Annotated in this window: 19 protein-coding genes and 1 riboswitch; of the genes, 13 read left to right on the top strand and 6 right to left on the bottom strand. The window is 40.5% G+C overall.

Translation table 11 applies throughout. The features are described 5' to 3' along the window. The first annotated feature begins 102 nt into the window (after window positions 1-102). From CKY02_RS08860 to emrB, 5 genes are all read left to right on the top strand, one after another. Complete coding sequence (locus tag CKY02_RS08860) at window positions 103-861, top strand: AzlC family ABC transporter permease (protein WP_112895014.1); 759 nt, start codon at window positions 103-105, stop codon at window positions 859-861. Continuing rightward, window positions 858-1,196, top strand: coding sequence for an L-valine transporter subunit YgaH (gene ygaH / locus CKY02_RS08855; protein WP_109791391.1), 339 nt, complete (start codon window positions 858-860; stop codon window positions 1,194-1,196). The genes CKY02_RS08860 and ygaH overlap by 4 nt, the downstream gene beginning before the upstream one ends. Window positions 1,197-1,325: 129 nt before the next feature. Beyond that, entirely contained in the window at window positions 1,326-1,853 is a 528-nt protein-coding gene (gene mprA / locus CKY02_RS08850; protein ID WP_112878058.1) for a transcriptional repressor MprA, read from the top strand. Window positions 1,854-2,085: 232 nt separating this feature from the next. Beyond that, window positions 2,086-3,270 carry a multidrug efflux MFS transporter periplasmic adaptor subunit EmrA gene (gene emrA / locus CKY02_RS08845; RefSeq protein WP_112895013.1) on the top strand — a complete coding sequence of 395 codons (1,185 nt, stop codon included), beginning with the start codon at window positions 2,086-2,088 and terminating at the stop codon, window positions 3,268-3,270. A gap of 14 nt (window positions 3,271-3,284) precedes the next feature. Continuing rightward, complete coding sequence (emrB, locus tag CKY02_RS08840) at window positions 3,285-4,826, top strand: multidrug efflux MFS transporter permease subunit EmrB (RefSeq protein WP_112895012.1); 1,542 nt, start codon at window positions 3,285-3,287, stop codon at window positions 4,824-4,826. 47 nt (window positions 4,827-4,873) lie between these two features. Here emrB and CKY02_RS08835 read toward each other — a convergent pair whose 3' ends face one another. Next, entirely contained in the window at window positions 4,874-5,887 is a 1,014-nt protein-coding gene (locus CKY02_RS08835) for a tRNA/rRNA methyltransferase (RefSeq protein WP_112895011.1), read from the bottom strand. 321 nt (window positions 5,888-6,208) lie between these two features. Here CKY02_RS08835 and CKY02_RS08830 point away from each other — a divergent pair, with 321 nt between their 5' ends. From CKY02_RS08830 to CKY02_RS26245, 3 genes are all read left to right on the top strand, one after another. Further along, window positions 6,209-8,851, top strand: coding sequence for a bifunctional acetate--CoA ligase family protein/GNAT family N-acetyltransferase (locus CKY02_RS08830; protein ID WP_112895010.1), 2,643 nt, complete (start codon window positions 6,209-6,211; stop codon window positions 8,849-8,851). Between the two features lie 154 nt (window positions 8,852-9,005). Beyond that, window positions 9,006-10,361 (top strand): CDP-diacylglycerol--serine O-phosphatidyltransferase, encoded by a 1,356-nt coding sequence (pssA, locus tag CKY02_RS08825; RefSeq protein ID WP_167405287.1) that lies wholly within the window; start codon window positions 9,006-9,008, stop codon window positions 10,359-10,361. Window positions 10,362-10,970: 609 nt separating this feature from the next. Continuing rightward, window positions 10,971-11,102, top strand: a complete 132-nt coding sequence (locus CKY02_RS26245) for a hypothetical protein (protein ID WP_274382143.1) — start codon at window positions 10,971-10,973, stop codon at window positions 11,100-11,102. Between the two features lie 299 nt (window positions 11,103-11,401). Here the strand turns inward: CKY02_RS26245 and CKY02_RS26240 are convergent, their stop codons facing one another. Further along, window positions 11,402-11,524 (bottom strand): hypothetical protein, encoded by a 123-nt coding sequence (locus CKY02_RS26240; RefSeq protein WP_275658209.1) that lies wholly within the window; start codon window positions 11,522-11,524, stop codon window positions 11,402-11,404. A gap of 325 nt (window positions 11,525-11,849) precedes the next feature. Between CKY02_RS26240 and CKY02_RS08820 the strand changes: the two genes are divergently transcribed. Continuing rightward, complete coding sequence (locus CKY02_RS08820) at window positions 11,850-12,515, top strand: PAS domain-containing protein (protein WP_112895009.1); 666 nt, start codon at window positions 11,850-11,852, stop codon at window positions 12,513-12,515. A gap of 641 nt (window positions 12,516-13,156) precedes the next feature. Here CKY02_RS08820 and CKY02_RS08810 read toward each other — a convergent pair. The 3 genes from CKY02_RS08810 to CKY02_RS08800 form a co-directional block, all read right to left on the bottom strand. Continuing rightward, window positions 13,157-14,227: a magnesium transporter gene (locus tag CKY02_RS08810; RefSeq protein WP_112879064.1), complete on the bottom strand. Its 1,071-nt coding sequence runs from the start codon at window positions 14,225-14,227 to the stop codon at window positions 13,157-13,159. A gap of 74 nt (window positions 14,228-14,301) precedes the next feature. Then, a riboswitch (M-box (ykoK) riboswitch) is annotated at window positions 14,302-14,473 on the bottom strand. A gap of 197 nt (window positions 14,474-14,670) precedes the next feature. Next, window positions 14,671-15,003: a DUF6694 family lipoprotein gene (locus CKY02_RS08805; RefSeq protein ID WP_112895007.1), complete on the bottom strand. Its 333-nt coding sequence runs from the start codon at window positions 15,001-15,003 to the stop codon at window positions 14,671-14,673. A 273-nt stretch (window positions 15,004-15,276) separates the two neighbouring features. After that, entirely contained in the window at window positions 15,277-15,462 is a 186-nt protein-coding gene (locus CKY02_RS08800; protein WP_146747418.1) for a hypothetical protein, read from the bottom strand. A gap of 866 nt (window positions 15,463-16,328) precedes the next feature. Here CKY02_RS08800 and CKY02_RS23740 point away from each other — a divergent pair. The 3 genes from CKY02_RS23740 to CKY02_RS08790 are packed head-to-tail and all read left to right on the top strand — an operon-like array spanning window position 16,329 to window position 18,240. Then, the gene (locus CKY02_RS23740; RefSeq protein ID WP_146747417.1) at window positions 16,329-16,553 is read left to right on the top strand and encodes a hypothetical protein; all 225 of its coding nucleotides are present in this window, start codon (window positions 16,329-16,331) and stop codon (window positions 16,551-16,553) included. An 8-nt stretch (window positions 16,554-16,561) separates the two neighbouring features. Beyond that, window positions 16,562-16,696: a hypothetical protein gene (locus CKY02_RS26235; RefSeq protein ID WP_274382144.1), complete on the top strand. Its 135-nt coding sequence runs from the start codon at window positions 16,562-16,564 to the stop codon at window positions 16,694-16,696. A 59-nt stretch (window positions 16,697-16,755) separates the two neighbouring features. Beyond that, window positions 16,756-18,240, top strand: a complete 1,485-nt coding sequence (locus CKY02_RS08790) for an aldehyde dehydrogenase family protein (protein ID WP_112895005.1) — start codon at window positions 16,756-16,758, stop codon at window positions 18,238-18,240. A gap of 45 nt (window positions 18,241-18,285) precedes the next feature. Here the strand turns inward: CKY02_RS08790 and CKY02_RS08785 are convergent, their stop codons facing one another. Then, complete coding sequence (locus tag CKY02_RS08785; protein ID WP_112895004.1) at window positions 18,286-19,653, bottom strand: alanine/glycine:cation symporter family protein; 1,368 nt, start codon at window positions 19,651-19,653, stop codon at window positions 18,286-18,288. A 616-nt stretch (window positions 19,654-20,269) separates the two neighbouring features. Here CKY02_RS08785 and CKY02_RS08780 point away from each other — a divergent pair. Continuing rightward, the gene (locus CKY02_RS08780; protein WP_112895003.1) at window positions 20,270-21,859 is read left to right on the top strand and encodes an FGGY-family carbohydrate kinase; all 1,590 of its coding nucleotides are present in this window, start codon (window positions 20,270-20,272) and stop codon (window positions 21,857-21,859) included.

Below are 21,859 nucleotides of genomic sequence, written 5' to 3'. Positions count from 1 at the left end.
GCTTAAATAAAAACATTTATGAAACATTTGTTAAGGATGATATTTTCTATTTGGTTTCCTTTTGTTAATGTTACGTAACATTCATATAACCAGATAGATTTTATGCCTGTTTCTGATACATCATCCCCCTTAGCTAGTAAAAAATCTTCTTTTACTGAAGGAATAATAGACAGTTTACCCATTGTTATCGGTTATATTCCCGTCGCCTTTGCTTTTGGTCTCAATGCTGTCAAACTTGGCTTCAACCCAATAGAAGCCATTTTCTTTTCATGCATCATCTACGCCGGTGCAAGCCAGTTCGTCATCACAGCTTTACTAAGTGCGGGTACATCATTATGGATTTCTGCCCTAACAATCATGGCAATGGATGTCCGCCATATTCTTTATGGTCCATCTTTAAGGCACCGTATCAAAGATAAGTTAACGGAGAAAAAAACCGTTATCTGGGCTTTCGGCCTGACAGATGAAGTTTTTGCCGCCACTACTGCAAAACTCATTAAGAACCACCGGAGCTGGAGTGAAAACTGGATGGTTGCTATTGCAATCTGTTCCTGGCTGGCCTGGGTCGCAGGTACCACCGCCGGCGCATTTCTTGGTGACGGTTATTTGGAATCCTATCCTGCTGTAGAAGCTGCCATGATTTTCATGTTACCAGCACTGTTTCTCAGTTTTCTTCTTGCTTCTTGTAGAAAGCAAAATAGTTATTGTGTTGCAACCGCGCTAACCGGAGCACTTTTAGGGATTACATTTTTCTCAATTCCAGTTGCTATTCTGGCAGGTATTGTCGGTGGTTGTATCGCGGCACTGTTACAACCACAAAACAATTGCAATGACTCTTCTGAACAAAAGGAAACACCATGATTGATAGCAAGATTTTGCTCATTGGACTATTTGTTGGGTTAGCTAACTTCTCATTTCGCTATCTGCCACTACGATTTGGGAAAGCACGCCAATCCGCCGGCAGGAAAGGTGGAAAAACAAGCATTATTCTTGACAGTATTGGTATTGCATCCATTTGTTCTTTACTCATCGTATCAGGTGTACCTGATGTGATGAGAGAGAGTCAAAAACTACTTCCTACCCTCATAGGTTGTCTGACCATCTGTTTAGTCTTTTACAAAACAAAGCAAATTATACTCGCAACGCTATTTGGTGCGCTACTTTTTGGACTAACATTCAAAATATTTATGAATTAGGTATCAATATCAAAAGAAATATGATGATAACAAATAACTACAATTGCTAAATTTATCTTTTAATATACCATTTGGATGTTTGATAACAAAAGTTATCTTACCAGTTGAAACTAATAAGGTATCTAAATAATGGAAAGTTCGTTTACGCCTACCGAAGAATTACTGAATATTCGTGCAGCACAGCAAGCCAAATTAAATAAAGATATCCCTTATCAAGAGATCCTGTTGACTAGGTTATCAATGCACGTCCAAAGTAAATTGCTTGAAAACCGTAACAATATGCTGAAAGCTCAAGGTATCAATGAAACTTTGTTCATGGCCCTGATGATCCTTGATACTAAAGAAAGCCACAGCATCCAACCATCAGAATTAAGTGCCGCATTAGGTTCTTCCCGTACTAACGCCACGCGTATTGCTGATGAATTAGAAAAGCAGGAGTGGATTGAAAGAAAGGAAAGTCATAACGACCGCCGTTGCCTTCATCTTCATCTGACAGAACAAGGTACAAAATTTTTAAATAATTTGCTTCCACCTCAACATGAGTGCTTGAGAAGACTTTGGTCATGCCTTGACCAGGAGGAACAAAAACAGTTAGAAAAGTTAATGAGAAAATTACTGGTCAGACTTGATACAATGGGCGATTGTATCAAAAAATAGCTTGTTGTTTAATCGATCAATTTTTATCCAAACAATACTTTCTTGGTTCAATTGTTCGAAAAAATTTTCCTGTTAGCCAAAGATGATATTTTCTGCAAAAAGCTAACTATTATTCTTCGATAACATTGGATCCTGTGTCATTCATCTTTCCAGTAGTGATGCTATACCACTACTGGAAAGTGATCTAAAAATAGTATTACTAGAAGATAAACAATAAGCATGGGGATTTACTATGAGTGCAGATGAGGCAATAGAAGTACAAGCGGCACAAGATCCAACCAGTAGCAAAAAAAGGCAACGCAGTCGTGCCTTAGTGTTACTAACCCTTATTTTTACCCTGCTCGGTGTTGCCTACTTTTTCTATTGGTTTCTCATTTCACGCCACCATCAGGAAACAGATAACGCCTATGTTACAGGTAATCAAGTTCAGATCATGTCGCAAGTTGCTGGCACTGTAATCACAGTTAACTTTGATAATACTGACTTTGTGAAAAGCGGTAGTATATTGGTACAACTCGATCCCCGTGATGCGGAATTAGCATTGGAAAAAGCAAAAACAACATTAGCTAACAGCGTTCGCCAGACTCATCAACAGATAGTTAACAGCAAACAATATCAGGCTAACATCGCTCTACGCAGATCCGAATTAACTAAAGTTCAAAATGATCTTAGCCGTCGTGAAATACTTAGCGCTCAAAAAGTCATTGGTAAAGAAGAGCTACAACATGCACAGGAAGCTGTCGCCAGCGCCCGAGCCGCTCTAGATATTGCAATTGAACAATACAACGCTAATCAAGCAATTGTCTTGGATACACCTTTAGAGAAGCAACCTGCCATTGAACAAGCTGCAACGGAAGTCCGTAATGCCTGGCTGGCGTTACAACGCACGAAAATAGTCAGCCCAATCGATGGTTATGTCTCACGCCGTAGTGTACAAGTTGGTGCACAAATCAATAAAAACACTCCACTGATGGCGATAATTTCGGCAAACGATATGTGGATTGAAGCCAACTTCAAGGAGACACAAATTTCTGGTATTCGTATTGGTCAACCCGTGGAAATCACCAGCGATTTCTATGGTGGAAACAGAGTATTTAGCGGCAAAATCACTGGCCTTGATATGGGTACCGGCAGCGCTTTCTCTTTATTACCCGCTCAGAACGCCAGTGGTAATTGGATTAAGGTTGTACAACGTTTACCCGTCCGCATTGAGCTTAATCCTGGGCAACTAGAAAAATACCCATTACGCATCGGCCTTTCGACTAAAGTCAGAGTAGATACTACGAATCCTGATGGACCCGTTCTGTCTGATAGAACACGCACTAAATCAGCTTATCACACCACTGCTCTGACAATAGATATGTCTCCTGCCAATAAAATAGTTAATGACATTACTAATAGTAATGCTGGAAAATAATATCGGAGGCCAAGGTGATGAGACAGCCGCTTACAGGTGCCAAACTTGCATGGATGACCATTGCGTTATCCTTGGCAACGTTCATGCAAGTGTTAGATTCTACCATTGCTAACGTAGCGATACCCACGATTTCAGGTAACTTAGGATCATCAAATTCTCAAGGGATCTGGGTAATTACCTCTTTCGGGGTTGCCAATGCGATTTCTATCCCGATTACTGGATGGCTGGCAAAACGCATCGGCGAAGTTAAGTTATTCATCTGGTCAACCGCTCTATTTTCCATAGCTTCTTGGTTATGCGGTATTTCCAACAGTCTTGGTATGCTAATCTTCTTCCGGGTTATTCAAGGATTAGTTGCTGGTCCTCTTATTCCCCTTTCACAAAGTCTACTGCTGAACAATTATCCACCAGCGAAAGGAAATATGGCGCTGGCATTATGGTCAATCACGATTATCATCGCGCCAATTTTCGGCCCTATTTTGGGTGGCTACATCAGTGATAACTACCATTGGGGATGGATTTTCTTTATCAACGTTCCTGTTGGTATAGCAATTATTCTGATTGCTATGCAAACGCTGAAAGGGCGTGAAACCCAAACAGAGATCAAACCTATCGACACAATAGGACTCATATTGTTAGTGGTCAGCGTTGGTTGTTTACAAATTATGCTAGATCAGGGGAAAGAGCTGGACTGGTTTAATTCTACAGAAATTATCGTCTTGACAGTTATCGCAATCATCTCATTAGCATTTCTTGTGGTATGGGAACTGACCGACAATAGCCCAATTATTGACCTATCACTATTCAAAGAGCGCAATTTTACCATTGGTTGCTTCTGTTTGAGCTTAGCTTATATGCTCTATTTCGGCACAATTGTGTTATTACCTCAGTTATTACAGGAAGTGTTCGGTTATACAGCAACCTGGTCAGGTCTTGCATCAGCACCGGTAGGATTGTTGCCACTAATAATTTCGCCACTGATTGGTAAATTCGGCAATAAAGCAGATATGCGCTACATAGTGACATTCAGTTTTGTTATTTATGCCATCTGTTATTACTGGCGTGCATATACATTCGAACCAGGCATGGATTTTGCCGCAGTCGCATGGCCTCAGTTTATCCAGGGGTTTGCTATTGCCTGTTTCTTTATGCCACTCACAACCATTACCCTTTCCGGCTTGCCAGCAGAGCGAGTGGCATCTGCATCCAGTTTATCGAATTTTATTCGAACACTGGCGGGTTCAATAGGCACATCACTAACGACAACCATGTGGACCCAACGCGAGTCAATGCATCATTCCCATTTTACTGAGCATATCAATCCTTATAGTCCCGATACTCAACGAATCTATCAACAATTATCGGAATTAGGCATGAATAACCAGCAAATTTCTGCTTATCTAGCAAAAGAAATTACCCATCAAGGACTCATAATCTCAGCGAATGAAATTTTTTGGCTTTCAGCCGGAGTATTCCTGATTTTGATTATGCTCGTCTGGCTAGCCAGGCCACCATTTACCCAAGGAAGTAAAGAAGGCATGAGCGGAGCCCACTAAATCTTAAATGGCAAAACCGGGAGCACTCCAGCTCCCGCTTTTCCTAATCAAGCTTTATTCTGTCGCCACCATTCAGCTAATAGAATGCCAGTTGCAACAGAAACGTTCAGACTTTCAACCAAACCCGTACCACCAACGAACAAACTCATATCACCATGTTTCCAAGCACTGTCACTCAAACCATCACGTTCTTGACCAAGTACCAGAACCATTTTTTCCGGTAATTCAGCTTTCGCTAAATCGGTACTACCCTTATGGCTGGATGTCGTTACAATGGTGTAACCCGCTTGACGAAAGTCATTCAGTGTAGTGATCAAACCATCAGCATCAATACCTTTAATATGCTCAGCACCACCTTCTGCTGTACGGATAGCCGCACCCGACTCCAGCAAGGCCACATCTTGCAAAATCACCCCTTGCACACCGAAATGTGCACAACTTCGCATAATCGCGCCAAGGTTGTGAGGATTACCCACATCTTCAAGAGCCAAAACACAATCTTTTACTGGAGCATCTTTCAAGTAGGTCTCTGCATCCAAACCGTTGCGTTTCTTAATCAGAAAACAAACACCACCATGATGTTCAGTACCTGACACTTTTGTCAGTTCAGCCTCATCCACAACATGATAGGCTTTACGGTTAGCAGCCATCCATTTTAGCGCATTACGGAAACGTGGTGTCACTGACTCAACGAACCATGCACGAACTATCGCTTCAGAACGGTTTTTAAACATCGCCTGGCACGCATTTTCGCCATAAATCCGAGTTTCTTCCATTCGCTGACGACGGAGCTGTTCAGGATCAATCTGGCTTTTCCCACTGATACCACCATGCACTGACGCTACAGAATCACTCTCAGGGCGTGACACGGTTTTCCAAGGCGATCTTTCACGCTCATTGGCACGCGGAGAACGGGATGTTCGCTCATTGTCCCGACGACGCTGACCTTGATCGCGTCCTTTGCCAGATGGACGTTTATTATTGCGGCTGTCATTATCGCCCTCACTGCGGACATACATCACTTTGACTTTGCCATTTTTACCACTATATGAATCGTTCATTCGTTTCTCCAACTGCTTTATGGCGCGAAGATTACCTGATGTGCGCATCTTAAGCTACCTCTGACAACTATAATCCATTAAAATGCGCCCTTAATTTTCCTGCTCTCGGCGAGACATGCTGTACTTGCCATGGAAGGTACAGTCAGGCTACCTATTGAAACAGCTCCCCACCGAAGATATTCAAACTACAGCTTGGTACTATTTTGCAACAAACTGGCAATTTAATTGCTTCTCAGCAACTGCATCCGATAGCGTAAATCACAGCAACAATTTGCGAAATCCGCTACAGTTATCGACTAACCACAAATAAGGAGCCTCCTGATGAGCCAGCGCGGACTTGAAGCTTTATTACGCCCTAAATCCATTGCTGTAATTGGTGCCTCGGAAAAACCAGAACGAGCGGGTTCAGTTATGATGCGTAACTTGCTTGCAGGAGGCTTTGCTGGACCAATACTACCGATTACACCCAATAGCCGTTCTGTTCAAGGGGTTTTAGCTTATCCTTCAATAGATAAATTACCGATCACACCAGATTTGGCTGTTATTTGTACTCATCACCGCCGTAATTTGCAATGTTTAGAACAACTGGGGCAGTTAGGTTGCAAAACGGTGATTATCCTTTCTTCCCCAACGTCCCAATTCGCTGAACTAAAGCAGTGCTGCCAGCGCTATAGTATCCGACTACTTGGGCCAAACAGTTTAGGAGTATTAGCCCCCTGGCAAGGGCTGAATGCCAGCTTTTCTCCGGTTCCAATACTCAAAGGGAAATTAGCCTTTATTTCTCAATCGGCGGCAGTCTCAAATACGATTCTTGATTGGGCAAAACACCGGGGAGTCGGATTTTCCTACTTTATAGCGTTAGGTGACAGTGTAGATATCGATATTGATCATCTGCTTGATTTTCTGGCTCGTGACAGTAAAACCAGCGCTATCCTGCTCTATCTAGAGCATATTCATGATGCCCGTCGCTTTCTTTCAGCATCTAGAAGTGCTTCCCGCAATAAACCTATTTTGGTGGTTAAAAGCGGCCGTACTAAGCGGGCACAGAAATTACTTGGTGAACAACAAAATCTGGATGCGGCTTATGATGCAGCAATTCAGCGAGCAGGGTTATTACGCGTGCAAGATACACATGAAATGTTTTCTGCTGTAGAAACGTTAAGCCATATGTCACCTTTACGGGGAGAACGGCTATTTATCGTCAGCAATGGTGCTGCTCCAGCCGCAATGGCGCTGGATGCGTTATTCCGCCGTAACGGTAAGCTCGCAATATTAGGTGAAGAGACAACGAAGGCATTAAAAACACAACTACCAGAAACTATCTCCCTACATAACCCGCTAGATTTAAAAGATGACTCCACGGTGGAACGTTATATCGCTGCGTTAAAACCGTTACTAGATAGCCACGACCATGATGCTCTGTTACTTATTCACTCTCCTAGCGCAATTGCTCCCGGTATTCAAACCGCAACCAAAGTCATTGAAACAATCCGTAAACACCCACGGGGAAAATGGCTAACTATCTTTACCAATTGGTGCGGTGAATACTCTTCACAAGAAGCCCGCCGTCTGTTCAGCGAAGCAGGTATTCCAACTTATCGCACCCCTGAAGGCGCGATTACTGCTTTCATGCACATGGTTGAATATCGCCGCAATCAGAAACAATTAACAGAAACACCCGCACTACCAGCAAACATCACAGCTAACACAGCACGTGCCCATCAGTGCATACAACAGGCTCTGGAACAGGGAAATTCTCGTCTGGATACTCATGAAGTTCAACCTATTCTGGAAGCTTATGGTCTCAATACATTGCCAACATGGATTGCTCATAACAGTGATGAAGCAGTCAATATTGCCCAACAGATCGGTTATCCTGTTGCGTTGAAATTACGCTCGCCAGATATCCCGCATAAATCAGAAGTTCAGGGAGTGATGCTCTATTTGCGAAATGCAAATGAGGTCAAGGCTTCTGCTCAAGCGATTATCGAACGTGTCAATCAGAATTTCCCACACGCAAGAATTCAAGGACTATTAGTTCAGAGCATGGCAAACCGTGCTGGTGCACAAGAGCTACGAATTGCGGTCGAACAAGATGAAGTATTTGGCCCACTGATTATGTTAGGTGAAGGAGGTATTGAGTGGTCACAGGAAACACAAGCAGCCGTTGCGCTGCCACCTCTTAATATGGCGTTAGCGCGATATCTGGTTATTCAGGCGATTAAAAGTAGAAAAATTAAGCTCAGGGGAGCTCCTCAATCATTAGACGTACTGGCACTCAGCCGACTGTTAGTTCAGGTATCTAATCTGTTACTTGATTGCCCGCAAATTGTACGACTAGATATTCATCCATTACTGGCTTCTGGCGATGAATTCACATTATTGGATGTTTCAATGGAATTATCTTCGATAGACGGTGATCCACGAACTAGATTAGCTATCCGTCCATATCCAAGCGAATTAGAAGAAACTATAAAACTCAAAGGGGGCGCAGAATGCCTGCTACGTCCGATTCTGCCAGAAGATGAACCGTTGCTGAAAGATTTTATCGGCCAGGTTACGAAAGAAGATCTCTATTACCGCTACTTTAGTGAAATCAGCGAATTCACACACGATGATCTGGCAAATATGACTCAGATTGATTATGACCGTGAAATGGCATTTGTTGCCGTACGACATCCTAAAACGACCCCAGAAATTATCGGGGTTACTCGTGCCATAGCTGACCCTGATAATGTCGAAGCAGAATTTGCTGTGCTAGTGCGTTCTGACTTAAAAGGGATCACCCTTGGATATCAACTTATGACAAAACTGATTAACTATACACGAGAACATGGCATAAGCCGCCTCAACGCCATCACCATGCCAGAAAACCGTACTATGATAAAACTGGCTAAAAAACTGGGATTTACCATAGATGTTCAATTTGAGGATAGCATTGTAAACTTATCCCTCGAACTCTGAATCAACTACGTGATGAACCGCACAGACTTAAATCATTAGGCATTAGATCGTTAAATCATGCTCACAATTAGCCAGACTAATGGTATTATCGCCAGATCATTTGATTCATTGCTTTACATATCGCCATCCAACATAAGAGAAAAAGCGCACTGTGATGTTGTCTAAATTCAAACAAGCTAAACATCAACAACACCTTGCACAACTGCCTAAGCTACCTCAGTCAGTTGCTGATGTTAAAACACTTTATCAACCTGAAGTGTTCCGCAGCACCCTGCTGGAAAAAATTGCTAACGCTGAAAAACATATTTATATCATCTCCCTCTATCTGGAAAATGATGATGCAGGGAAAGATATCCTTAATGCACTTTATACAGCTAAACAACAACGCCCGGACTTGGACATTAAAGTGCTCGTTGACTGGCATCGAGCGCAACGTGGACGAATTGGCGCGGCTGCAATGGTAACGAATGCCGATTGGTATTGTTCTATGGCAGAAGCTTATCCTGATGTGAAAATTCCAGTACTAGGTGTACCTGTAAATACCCGCGAAGCACTGGGTGTTTTACATTTAAAAGGTTTTATCTTTGACGATACTGTGGTTTATAGCGGAGCAAGCATTAATGACGTTTATCTCCACCAACATGATAAATATCGTTATGATCGCTACCACTTGCTTCACAATGCAAAACTTGCAGAAGCAATGAAACACTTTGTTGATAATTACATTATCGCTACAGGAGCCGTACAGAAACTGGATTGTAAAAACCGTCCTCGTATTCCTGAAATTAAAAATTTGATCCGTCAATTACGTTTTTCTCTGCGGCACACTACCTATAAAATAAATAATCAGGCAACGAATGACGAACTATCTGTCACTCCCCTTGCCGGTCTGGGAAAGAAGAATCTACTAAATAAAACCATTAGTCATCTGATCGCCAGCACAGAACAAAAGCTGATTATTTGTACTCCGTATTTTAATCTTCCAGCCATCATTGTCCGACGGATTGTTCATCTACTTCGTAAAGGTAAACATGTGGAAATTATTGTTGGCGATAAAACTGCCAACGATTTTTATATTCCACCGGAAGAACCATTTAAAATTATCGGTGCATTGCCCTATTTATATGAAATTAATCTGCGCCGTTTCATCAGTAGACTACAGCGTTATGTTGACAACAATCAACTGACTATCAGGTTATGGAAAGATGGTGATAATAGCTACCACCTAAAAGGTGTGTGGGTGGACAATCAATGGCAATTGATTACAGGAAATAATCTTAATCCTCGTGCCTGGGGACTCGATTTAGAAAATGCCATTCTTATCCACGATCCTCATAAAGAAATGCAGGAACAACGTACAAAAGAACTGCACTGTATCCGTACTTATACTACGGTTGTCAGTGATTATCAGGAATTGGACAGCATCCAGCTTTACCCAGTCAAAGTACGTAAACTTATCCGCCGCTTACGTCGCATCCGGGTAGACAAACTGATTAGTCGTATTCTGTAATTGAATCGATAAAGCGAATTATCTTTTCTAAATCAAATCTCCTGATATTGAATAATCGCGGGAGATTTTTACAATCGAACTTTAATTTGATAAATCTCAACTTTGTTTAAATAATAGTAATATTCAAAAGTACGTAAATCTAGATTTAGAGATTAAAAAAATATAAAACAACCAATTCTGTTAACACTCTATTTTTAACAAAAAATTAATCGAATTACAATCCTCAAATATTCTATTTTGAAATGTTATTTCTCTGCTTGGAATATCTTATTAATCATATACCGATTTAAAGTTTAATATATATAATTCCTTTTCAAAACTTCATTCATTTATAGAGCAAGTATGAGTAGGACTAAAATAATGAAACTTGTTTTCGATACTGATATATTCACTAATTCTAACGGGAATAGCCATCAGATAAAACCCCGGAATAGATTAAGTGAATAAGCACCCAAAACCGCCTCATTTTCAGATGCTTTCTCAATTAAAAATAGAGCCAGTATTAATGAACATTCATAAATCATAAATGAAAAATAACTAATTGTCGACTGGGAAAATGATACGATAATTGGAAAAGATAAAAATGAAGATAAAGTAAGTGAAACGCGTATGAAATACTCAGATTTATCTATACCTGTCATCCTTCAAGTTGCCTCTTTGTTGGCTGCACTCACTCACCCCGGTCACATAGTTATCTATGCTCCCGGGGATTCGCTCCCTTGCCGCCGCGATGCATCTTGAAATCCATAAGGTATAAAATACTGGAAATTTAAGGTTATGATTAAGTAACTAGTCCTATTTAAACATTACACTTAATTTTCCTATAATAAAAAATCATATTAAAACAGGTAGATATTCAAATATAGAAGATTATTTAGCGGATCTGTTTTTCATCGCTGTTCTTTAATATGGCCTGCTGAATATTTAGATAATAATAACTGAAAAAAATTATTCCACAACGATAATATCGTAATAATATATTATTAACTATATAAAATATCATTGAGAACATAAAATGCACTTTATATACCTTATGGATTTCAAGATGCATCGCGGCGGCAAGGGAGCGAATCCCCGGGAGCATAGATAACTATGTGACCGGGGTGAGTGAGTGCAGCCAACAAAGAGGCAACTTGAAGGATGACAGGTATATCAAATATCACTCTACAATTCATTAATATGTGGAAAAAATCACAAACCGTGGGGCGTAAAGAATGGTTATCCGTATTTTATTTACGATAATTTAGCAACAAAATAATTTACTCATAATATTGAAAAATTATTTAATTGGAGAAAGTCTTACAATCATGAGCTTCCTTGGAATGGATCTGAATTAAATAATAAACAACAATTCGGTCTGCTTAAAACAGTAAAAAACTAGAAAATTCTTATGAAAAAAGTCAATTTTATTGCTATATTATCCCAGAAAACACGAGGGAATCCCAAAGTAGAATGTTTATTTAATCTTCAAATTATGAAGGAGATTTTATGAAGAACTGTACGATATCGCCTCAGATTATCAATACAATGGAAATAAGTAATGAACCTTGGGGAATAAAAGATAGTTCTTCATGTTTTATTTATGGTAATAAAGCATTAAGTTCTATCAAAAATTTCTCACAATCATTTGATTACAGTGGGCTTTATGATCATGAACTCCCTTGGGGCGGTGCTGAATTTGCAAAGGAATATATTCATCATGATCAAAAAGTAATGAAAAAAGGGCAAAATATATGCTCACTTGAAACACATGTATTTGGTAAAGAGCAAATTCTATTATCTTATTTCTGTGAAAAGATGCCTTTTTATCACGAAGATGGAAGTTGTATAGGCATTATATATCATTGCTGGAAGGCGAAGGACTATTCATTAACCTGTCTGTATCAATATCACAATAAACTTCCCTCATCCATTTTACTCCAACCACCGACAGATCTTTTTACTGAGCGTGAATGGGATATTATTTTCCTTTTCTTACAGAAATACACAATAAATCAAATTGGAATAATATTGAATCTTGATTCTAGTGTAATTGAAAACCATACGGCCAGGATATATCATAAAATAAACATTAACTCCACTCTTCAATTAGAAGAATATTGTCGAGTCAATAATCTTTATCACTATATACCTGAGAAATTTTTATTAACTTAAAGGGCTTCTTTTACGGACGAAGTTAGCCTTATACCCTATGGATTTCAAGATGGATCGCGACGGCAAGGGAATGAATCCCCGGGAGCATAGATAACTATGTGACCGGGGTGAGCGAGTGCAGCCAACAAAGAGGCAACTTGAAAGATGACGGGTATATAACGCGCGTCACTGATTATGCCTGGGGTAAAATAGAATTTTATTAAAACCTCAGGCATATTCAATATAACAAAAATACCTATTTTATCACCACAAGTAAATTTTAAATTAAAAATAAACCATTTAAAAATATATCGAAATAATATCAATTAATTAAAAATTAAATAAATCAATTCATTAAAACAGAAAATAACTCAATTTATTTAACCAAACTATTTTAAATATATATTTTTCCATATTAAATACGTTCATTTTATTTATATTGACTGATAATTAAACCCAACATTAAATATATAAAAACATTAAGTTAATTTAAATAAAAACCCTATTTACACGCCTAATAAAAAGATATTAAAAATATTCTTTCATCTAACAATATAAACAGAAAACCAAGAATTTTTAATTACCATTACAGATAAAAATACAGATAAAACTCTTTTTAATCAATAAGATACCCAATAAACATGGGCATCTTATTGGTAATTTTAAACGAGTTCTGTCATCACTAATTTCGCTATTTCGAAATAGATAATCAGCCCTGTACCATCAATAAACGTGGCAATAAAAGGAGCAGATACAACAGCCGGATCAATAGATAGCCTTTTCAATACCATTGGAATAATGGAAGAAACAATGGCACTCCAGAGGGTGATTGCAATGATGGCCAAACTAACAGCAATCGTCACTTCAATACCGACACCTAATACCCAGGCACGGATAAGAGCGGCAAAACCTATCGTTATTGCAACTAAAAATGAAGTGGAAATCTCTTTACGTAACACAGCCCATAGATTACGTAAACTCACTTCCCCCAATGCCATTGCTCTGACCAAAGTTGAGGTAATTTGCGTCCCGCTGTTGCCCCCCGTTCCTATTAATAACGGAATGAAAAATGCGAGAGAAATTACCGCTTCCAATTGATCTTCAAATGCTTTAAGCACAGCACCGGTATAAGCTTCCGCAACGAATAGTAATAATAACCACCCGACACGCTTACGCCATAATGTTATTGGGCTGGTACTAAGATAAGGCTGCTCCAGAGGTAAAGTTGCCCCCTGCAAATGAGCATCCAACGTATTCTCATCTTCAACCAACTCAGCAATATCCTGCGATCGTAGTACCCCAACCAATTTGCCAAAATGAGTAACCGGAACACTATCCATACCACTGTGATTTATCAAATTATAAACATCATGACGCGACTGTTCCGGTGATACGGAAAAATAGCTTTGCCTCATAATATCTGACACAAATAAATCATCGGCTACAGTTAATAACACTTTCACCGGTAATATGCCATTAAGATAGCCTTCAGCATCAATAACATATAAGTAAGTTGGGATCTGCTCACCTTCAAGCTGATCAATCAAATGACTTTTTACCGACAAAACAGAATCAGCAACAGATACAGAAATGAAACATTGGCTCATATATGCGCTGACCGTTGTCTCTTCATTTTTCAATCGATGTTTCCGCTGCTGATCAGCATTTATTTCATTAATAGAATGATTAGCAATCGCTAATGCATCCATTTTTTCATGGGATGTGATTTTCATGATGTTGGTCCCTATTACTGTTGTGAACTTCAAACAGCACTCACATAGGGGCGAAACCAGATGAGAGAATACAATGACTATCTCTACGTCTCGGTTTTAGCACTATACAACGTATCCTGAATTATCAGAAAGTTACATGGGGATATACCTTGGTTCGATATATCCTGTCCTAATCTTGGGCGTCTCTCGACGTCGTCAGATCAGCAACCTGTGTTTGTATAGGAGCCTCGCCTAACGAGATACTGCACTTAGAATGCGGCGCACATTGTAAACAAAAGTCGTAATAACTCAAAATTGAAAGTTAGTTTATTTAAGTTTCATTTAAGTTTCATTTAAGTTTCATTTAAGTTTAATTTAAGTTTAATTTAATTTTATGATGATAATAAAAAAACGGCATAAATTTCCATCTTTTGCCGTTTAATGAGAATAATCCTATGAAGGAGTTATTCATTTTTTGATCTCTTAGACTCAATTTTTTCAACTTCAGCAATCAATTGGTCAGCCGTTTTACCATCCAGCAATTGATAAAACTTTTGTTTCGATTCTTTCATGTCACTATTAGAACCTGATTTAACCAAATCATTAAAATCGATACTATTAAACATAGCCGATTGAATTGATTCATCAAACTTCACTTTTTTATCATCAGGTAGCCTATCTCTTACTTTTTCAATGGATGCTTTCAACGCGATTTCACTAGAAGCATCCATTCTAGGTTGGCTATCACAGCCAGCTAATACGCATCCTAACAAACAAATTACCAACAATCTTTTCATATTCATCCCCACAGAATATTAGACAAGGGAATAATAACAGAAGCAGAAACAATAAACCGTTTATTCCCATTATCTTTCAAGTTGCCTCTTTGTTGGCTGCACTCGCTCACCCCAGTCACATAGTTTGCTATGCTCCCGGGGATTCGCTCCTTTGCCGTCGCGATGCATCTTGAAATCCATAGGGTATATAATTAGCCAAATTGATAAAAAATAGCAAATAAAATGAAATTTCTCATCATGTTATTCCAGCATAATTATCTTTGTGGTTAGCAGCTACGATGCCAAAATCCGATCATTTGTTATTTCTTCAACAACATAAAAAACGACTTTCCGCCAAATCGACCAAATGCTTAAAACACCCGCCCAACCGACAACATGACAGATCCAGATACGACCACAGTAACTGCCGATATTCAGACCAATAATATAGTTGGAACCATCACAATTAGATGAGATCATACTTGCGTTTATCGCCTCGCTTAACCATTTAAAAACCAGCACCGAAAACAAAGGAGAAATAATGGCAATCATCCACTACACTGCAAAATATATTCTGACTGCCATATTGATATTACTGCCTGTCTTTGCGCAAGCAAAAGTCATTACAGTCAAGGACATTGCTGGCCGGAAGGTTAATTTAGCGTCGAAAAAGCGGGTATCCCGGTTATCTTTGCTAAATTCCTGCATCCGAAATTATTTGAAGATATCGATCCACAAGCTGACAGCCTATACCTGCATAAAACTTTTATCTCCCTTGATGGTAACGGGGTATTCTAGGTTACAGCAAAATAATATTGCCTTTCAATCCGTTGGTATATTCCAACGGATATTTAATCGCACCCTTTGCTTATAATTTCCGTTCGTTAATATACCTAATATTTTATATAACATGCTAATAGACATCTATTATTTTGTAATCTACTATAGTTGATGTCAAAAAAAATATAAAACATGACAAGATAAATCCAGTTAAGTAATAAATATAAAACACAAATATATTCACATAATGAAACTATATATACCTTATGGATTTCAAGATGCATCGCGGCGGCAAGGGAGCGAATCTCCGGGAGCATAGGTAACTATGTGACCGGGGTGAGTGAGTGTAGCCAACAAAGAGGCAACTTGAAATATGACGGGTATAAAACCTGCTAATTAAGAGCCTATCCCAATAGGCGTAATTGTTGCAGGCAGTTTGAACACGGACAGCGCGGAAAAACCGGAGCGTACACGCAGTACGTGAGGATTTTGAGCACTGCCCAGGTTCAAAATGGCAAATAAAATAGCCCTATTGGGATAGGCAGTAAGTATCGATTCCAATAGGAATGATTAATACAGGACTATTATTATCAATACATCATGTGTATACCCTATGGATTTCAAGATGGATCGCGACGGCAAGGGAGCGAATCCCCGGGAGCATAGATAACGATGTGACCGGGGTGAGTGAGTGCAGCCAACAAAGAGGCAGCTTGAAAGATGACGGGTATATACCCTATGGATTTCAAGTTGCATCGCGACGGCAAGGGAACGAATCCCCGGGAGCATAGATAACTATGTGACCGGGGTGAGTGAGTGCAGCCAACAAAGAGGCAGCTTGAAAGATGACGGGTATATAGGCAAGGTACAGAAATCAGACTATATAGATGATCTACGAGGAATCATTCGCTCTTTACTAACAAAAATAAAATAATCCAATGAAATAGATTCTTGATGTAACTATTCTTAAACCAAAGTACTCGGAGTATGTTAATGAAACGATTACATGATATTGAGAAATCGATGTTGCCCGTTGAATCCTACAAAATGCTTATTGGTGGGCAATGGGTAGATAGTGTATCCAAAGCAACGACCAAAAGTTATAACCCGGCGACAGGAGAACTACTGGCTGAATATGCATCCGGTAATGCTGAAGATGTCGATCTTGCTGTCAGCGCTGCAAAAAAAGCCTTCCACGCCTGGAGTCAAACCTCCGCAATCGAAAGACAATCAGCTTTGCTGAAAATTGCTGACTTACTAGAAGCAGAACAAAAACGTTTTGCCATCCTTGAATCACTGGATACTGGCAAACCATTACATGAATCCCTGAATATGGATCTACCAGCCAGCATTGACCAGTTCCGCTATTTTGCGGGTGTGATCCGTTCCCATACCGACGAAGCTTCAGTTCTGGATACCAATACACTTAGCTTGGTGATCCGTGAACCCATTGGGGTTGTCGGGCAGGTAATTCCCTGGAATTTCCCACTACTGATGGCAGCATGGAAACTAGCTCCTGCTCTTGCAGCGGGCAATACCGTTGTTATTAACCCGGCAACACTGACATCAATCACTCTGCTTGAATTGGGCCGAATATTGGATAAAGTCCTGCCAGCCGGGGTGGTTAACATTGTTACAGGTCGTGGTTCAGTCGTTGGTCAAGCCATTCTGGATCATGAAGATGTCGAAAAAGTGGCATTCACTGGTTCCACCAGAGTAGGCTATACCGTGGCCGAAGCCGCAGCCAAAAAGCTGATCCCTGCAACACTGGAGCTTGGTGGTAAATCAGCCAATATTATCTTCCCTGATGCCAATATGAAAAAAGCAGTAAAATATGCGGCCAAAGCTATTTTGCTGAATCAGGGTCAAGCGTGTGAATCAGGCTCCCGGTTGTTCCTGCATAAAGATATTCATGATGAATTCCTCAAATCGCTGAAAGCAGAATTCGAATCCATCCAGGTTGGTGATCCATTGGAAAAAGAAACTCAGATGGGAAGCCAAGTCAGCCAGGAACAAATGGAAAAAATTCTCGGATACGTGGAAATTGCGAAAAAAGAGGGTGCAACCATCTTCACGGGTGGTAAACGCATTACTGGAAAAGGTTATGACGATGGTTTCTTTATCCAACCAACCATCATTACCGATGTCACTAATGACATGCGAGTCGCGCGCGAAGAGATTTTTGGCCCTGTATTGACAGTGATTCCATTCAGTGAAGAAGAAGACGTCATCAGAATGGCAAATGATTCTGATTATGGCCTGGCTGGTGCTGTCTGGACACAGGATATCGACCGAGCACTACGCGTAGCTAAAGCTGTCAGAACCGGCCGTATGTGGATTAACACTTACCATGAACTGCCAGCTCACGCCCCATTTGGTGGCTACAAAAAATCAGGCATTGGCAGAGAAACACACAAAATGATGTTGGATGCTTACACTCAGGTCAAAAACATCTATATCAAAACCAGTGAGGAATAACCTCAATCAGTGATGAGAAAAGCCTTCCAAACGGAAGGCTTTTATTCAAATTTTTTCTTTAATATCAACACTATCCGCATTCACATCGTTAATATGTTCTTTCGTCAGCCGATAAACAACTGGGCTTAACAATGCTAATGCAATCAGGTTCGGTATTGCCATCATCGCATTCAATGTATCCGCCAATAACCAGACAAAATCCAATGACTGAGTAGCACCTACCATCAAAGCAATAATCCATACTACACGGAAAGGCGTAATGGCTTTTTGCCCAAATAGATACTGAGTACATTTTTCACCGTAGAAACTCCAGCCAAGAATTGTGGTAAAGGCAAATATTACCAGAGCGCCCACGACAATATAGTTGCCACCAGGAATCGCCATAGCGAAAGAAGTCGCTGTCAGTGTCGCACCTGTCTGACCGTTCAACCAACCACCAGTAATGACGATAGTTAAACCAGTGATGGAGCAAACAATAATAGTATCGATGAAAGTACCTAGCATAGCGATCAACCCCTGGCGAATCGGGTTTTGAGTTTTAGCTGTTGCATGAGCAATCGGCGCGCTTCCCAATCCCGCTTCATTGGAGAAAATGCCACGAGCCACACCAAAACGAATTGCCGCCCACACTGCTGCGCCCGCAAAGCCACCTTGTGCCGCAACAGGTGTAAATGCAGATTTAACAATCAGAACAAATGCAGCGGGAATTTCACTGAAATTCATCCCCAGAACAATAATCCCGGCAGCAAGATAGGCAACCGTCATAAATGGCACTAATTTACCTGCGACATCAGCAATACGTTTAATACCCCCAATAAGCACTGCACCAACTAGAATTGCCAATACAATGGCCGTTACCATGGTAGAAACGCCAAAGTTACTTTGCAGCACATCAGCAACAGAATTCGCCTGTACAGTATTACCGATACCGAAACAAGCAATACTGCCAAATACCGCAAACAACGTCCCCAACCAGGCCCACTTTTTACCTAAACCGTTTTTTATGTAATACATGGGGCCACCAACATAGTGACCGTTTTTGTCAACCTCACGGAAACGGACTGCCAGTACCGCCTCTGAATATTTGGTTGCCATGCCCACTAACGCAGTTATCCACATCCAAAACAGTGCACCTGGCCCACCCAATACAACTGCGGTAGCCACGCCAGCGATATTACCCGTTCCTATAGTGGCGGAAAGCGCAGTCATCAGTGCGTTAAATGGCGATATCTGCCCTTCTCCCCGCTGATGATTACGCTCAAATAGTAATTTAAAACCCGTTCCCAATTTACGTATAGGCAGAAAAGAGAGGCGGAGCTGCATGAACAACCCAACCCCCAAAAGACCGACCATCATCGGTACTCCCAATACTACCCCGTTAATAGCACTCAGCCATTCTGTGATTAATCCCATATATTCCCTCGGATGTTTCATAACAAAATAACAACATATTCGCAGCAACTTAATAAAGAATATTTATAGAAAATATGCGAGAAAAAATTTCGTAAAAATGGAAAAAGATTTGATACTTGTGAGTGATATCACTTGATAGAATTTTAAGATTAGAATGTTCAAAAATTTATCACGCCCAATACATTAAAAAATATTTAGGTATAAACCGCTCCCTTAATCAAAATAACTTACTAGAATATTTAATTACTTAAACTAATCAAAACAAAACATTATTCTTTATACTCCGTTTTTTATCAATTAATGAACTGATTAATATTATTTTTAAAAGCAATTTTTTAAGAAATAATCATTGAGTATAAATTATCAGCGATTTTTCTGAGAATATCTTGCTCGCTCTACCTATCATGTTTTTCCTTTTAAACAAACCACTATCCGAAATGTATTTATTACATCAGCCAAAAGAACAATAGAAAATATATGTAATATTTTTCTATTGTCATAAAACTACCGAATCTTTTTCGAGCCGCCTCACAATAATTGAATAACCTCATTGTTTTATTGTTCCACTCAACTCATTTTATCAGCCTGGGTTAATGAGTAAGGAGAGAACCTCATAATGGAACAACAATATTTCATTGGTGTTGATGTTGGCTCCGCCAGTGTCCGTACTGCGGTTTTTGACCAATACGGTAAACGGCATGCATTCTCCGCTCGCCCTATCCAGCAATTTCATCCAAAAGCTGATTTTGTTGAACAATCTTCTACTGACATCTGGGCGCAAGTATGTGCGACAGTAAGAGAAGCTGTTGCACTGGCAAATATTAATCCTATTGATGTTAAATCAATCGGCTTCGATGCCACCTGTTCACTCGTCGCGGTAGCAGCGGAAGGACGCTCTCTTTCTGTGGCCGAAAATGGCAATCCTGAACACGATATCATCATGTGGATGGATCATCGTGCCATCAAGGAAGCCATCACGATAAATCAAACCAATGACCCTGCACTCTGCTATGTAGGTGGTGAAATCAGCCCTGAAATGGAACTACCGAAAATCTTATGGTTAAAAAACCACTTTCCTCAACGTTATCAGGATATATGGCGTTTCTTTGATTTAGCTGATTTTCTGGTGTGGAAAGCAACTGCCGCTGATGTAGCCAGTATCTGCACGTTCACTTGCAAATGGAACTATCTCGCTCATCAAAAACAGTTCAGCGAAAAACTACTCTATGATGTAGGGTTAGAAGATTTAACAAATAAAGTTCCGTCTACCATCATTGAACTTGGCGAAAAAGCAGGTTACCTGACTGCTGAAGCGGCTAAAGATTTTGGGCTGCACACAGGAATCATCGTCGCCGGTGGTATTATTGATGCTCATGCTGGCGGATTGGCACTGGCTGGTGCCTATCCAGAGGGCAGCCTGGTTATTATCAGCGGTACCTCAAACTGCCACATGATTGTCAGTCCTTATCCTGTCATGGTTCCGGGGGTTTGGGGCCCCTATTTCGGCGCAATGCTACCCGGTTACTGGCTCAACGAAGGTGGACAAAGCGCCGCCGGTGCATTAGTTGAATGGTCAATTCGTCAACACAATAGCTGGCTAGAGCTGGAAGCCGAAGCCGAGGAATCTGGTCATCATTACTACCGGCTACTGAATGAAGCGGTTGCACAGTTAGAAAAACAAGAAATATACCCGACCACACAGCTTCATATTTTAAGTGACCATCATGGCAACCGTTCACCGAGGGCAAACCCTAATGCCAAGGGAATGGTAAGCGGGCTGACGCTGGCAAATGGTCGTGATGATCTGGCCCGTCATTACTTGGCAACACTGCAATCTATCGCTTATGGTACCCGCCATATTATTGATGCATTAGTCGAAGCAGGACACCAGATAAACAGGCTGGTTATGTGTGGTGGTGCAACCAAAAACCCTCTATGGTTACGTGAATATGCCAATGCCACTGGGCGCGAAATCCATCTCACTCAGGAAGAGGATGCTGTCAATCTTGGCTCTGCTTTACTTGGTGCCGTTGCTTGCGGTTCCTTTGCAAACTTCGCTCAAGCAGCGAAATCAATGGTACGTGACGGCAACATTATCAAACCGGAAAAAGAGACATTTTTATTTCATCAAGCCAAATATCAGGTCTATCTGCAAATGTACCGAGATCAACAGCGATATAACGAAATCATGCAAACCGGTAATTAG

The organism is Photorhabdus bodei (assembly GCF_003287735.1).
Taxonomy (GTDB): domain Bacteria; phylum Pseudomonadota; class Gammaproteobacteria; order Enterobacterales; family Enterobacteriaceae; genus Photorhabdus; species Photorhabdus kayaii.
This window is presented reverse-complemented; position numbering and strand designations above follow the sequence as displayed.

What these genes read in the sequence shown, in the direction of transcription:
- CKY02_RS08860 (WP_112895014.1), top strand. Translation starts at nt 103, where the DNA reads ATGCCTGTTTCTGATACATCATCCCCCTTAGCTAGTAAAAAATCTTCT.
- ygaH (WP_109791391.1), top strand. Translation starts at nt 858, where the DNA reads ATGATTGATAGCAAGATTTTGCTCATTGGACTATTTGTTGGGTTAGCT.
- mprA (WP_112878058.1), top strand. Translation starts at nt 1,326, where the DNA reads ATGGAAAGTTCGTTTACGCCTACCGAAGAATTACTGAATATTCGTGCA.
- emrA (WP_112895013.1), top strand. Translation starts at nt 2,086, where the DNA reads ATGAGTGCAGATGAGGCAATAGAAGTACAAGCGGCACAAGATCCAACC.
- CKY02_RS08835 (WP_112895011.1), bottom strand. Translation starts at nt 5,887, where the DNA reads ATGAACGATTCATATAGTGGTAAAAATGGCAAAGTCAAAGTGATGTAT.
- CKY02_RS08830 (WP_112895010.1), top strand. Translation starts at nt 6,209, where the DNA reads ATGAGCCAGCGCGGACTTGAAGCTTTATTACGCCCTAAATCCATTGCT.
- pssA (WP_167405287.1), top strand. Translation starts at nt 9,006, where the DNA reads ATGTTGTCTAAATTCAAACAAGCTAAACATCAACAACACCTTGCACAA.
- CKY02_RS26245 (WP_274382143.1), top strand. Translation starts at nt 10,971, where the DNA reads ATGAAATACTCAGATTTATCTATACCTGTCATCCTTCAAGTTGCCTCT.
- CKY02_RS08820 (WP_112895009.1), top strand. Translation starts at nt 11,850, where the DNA reads ATGAAGAACTGTACGATATCGCCTCAGATTATCAATACAATGGAAATA.
- CKY02_RS08810 (WP_112879064.1), bottom strand. Translation starts at nt 14,227, where the DNA reads ATGAAAATCACATCCCATGAAAAAATGGATGCATTAGCGATTGCTAAT.
- CKY02_RS08805 (WP_112895007.1), bottom strand. Translation starts at nt 15,003, where the DNA reads ATGAAAAGATTGTTGGTAATTTGTTTGTTAGGATGCGTATTAGCTGGC.
- CKY02_RS08800 (WP_146747418.1), bottom strand. Translation starts at nt 15,462, where the DNA reads ATGATCTCATCTAATTGTGATGGTTCCAACTATATTATTGGTCTGAAT.
- CKY02_RS23740 (WP_146747417.1), top strand. Translation starts at nt 16,329, where the DNA reads ATGATTAATACAGGACTATTATTATCAATACATCATGTGTATACCCTA.
- CKY02_RS08790 (WP_112895005.1), top strand. Translation starts at nt 16,756, where the DNA reads ATGAAACGATTACATGATATTGAGAAATCGATGTTGCCCGTTGAATCC.
- CKY02_RS08785 (WP_112895004.1), bottom strand. Translation starts at nt 19,653, where the DNA reads ATGGGATTAATCACAGAATGGCTGAGTGCTATTAACGGGGTAGTATTG.
- CKY02_RS08780 (WP_112895003.1), top strand. Translation starts at nt 20,270, where the DNA reads ATGGAACAACAATATTTCATTGGTGTTGATGTTGGCTCCGCCAGTGTC.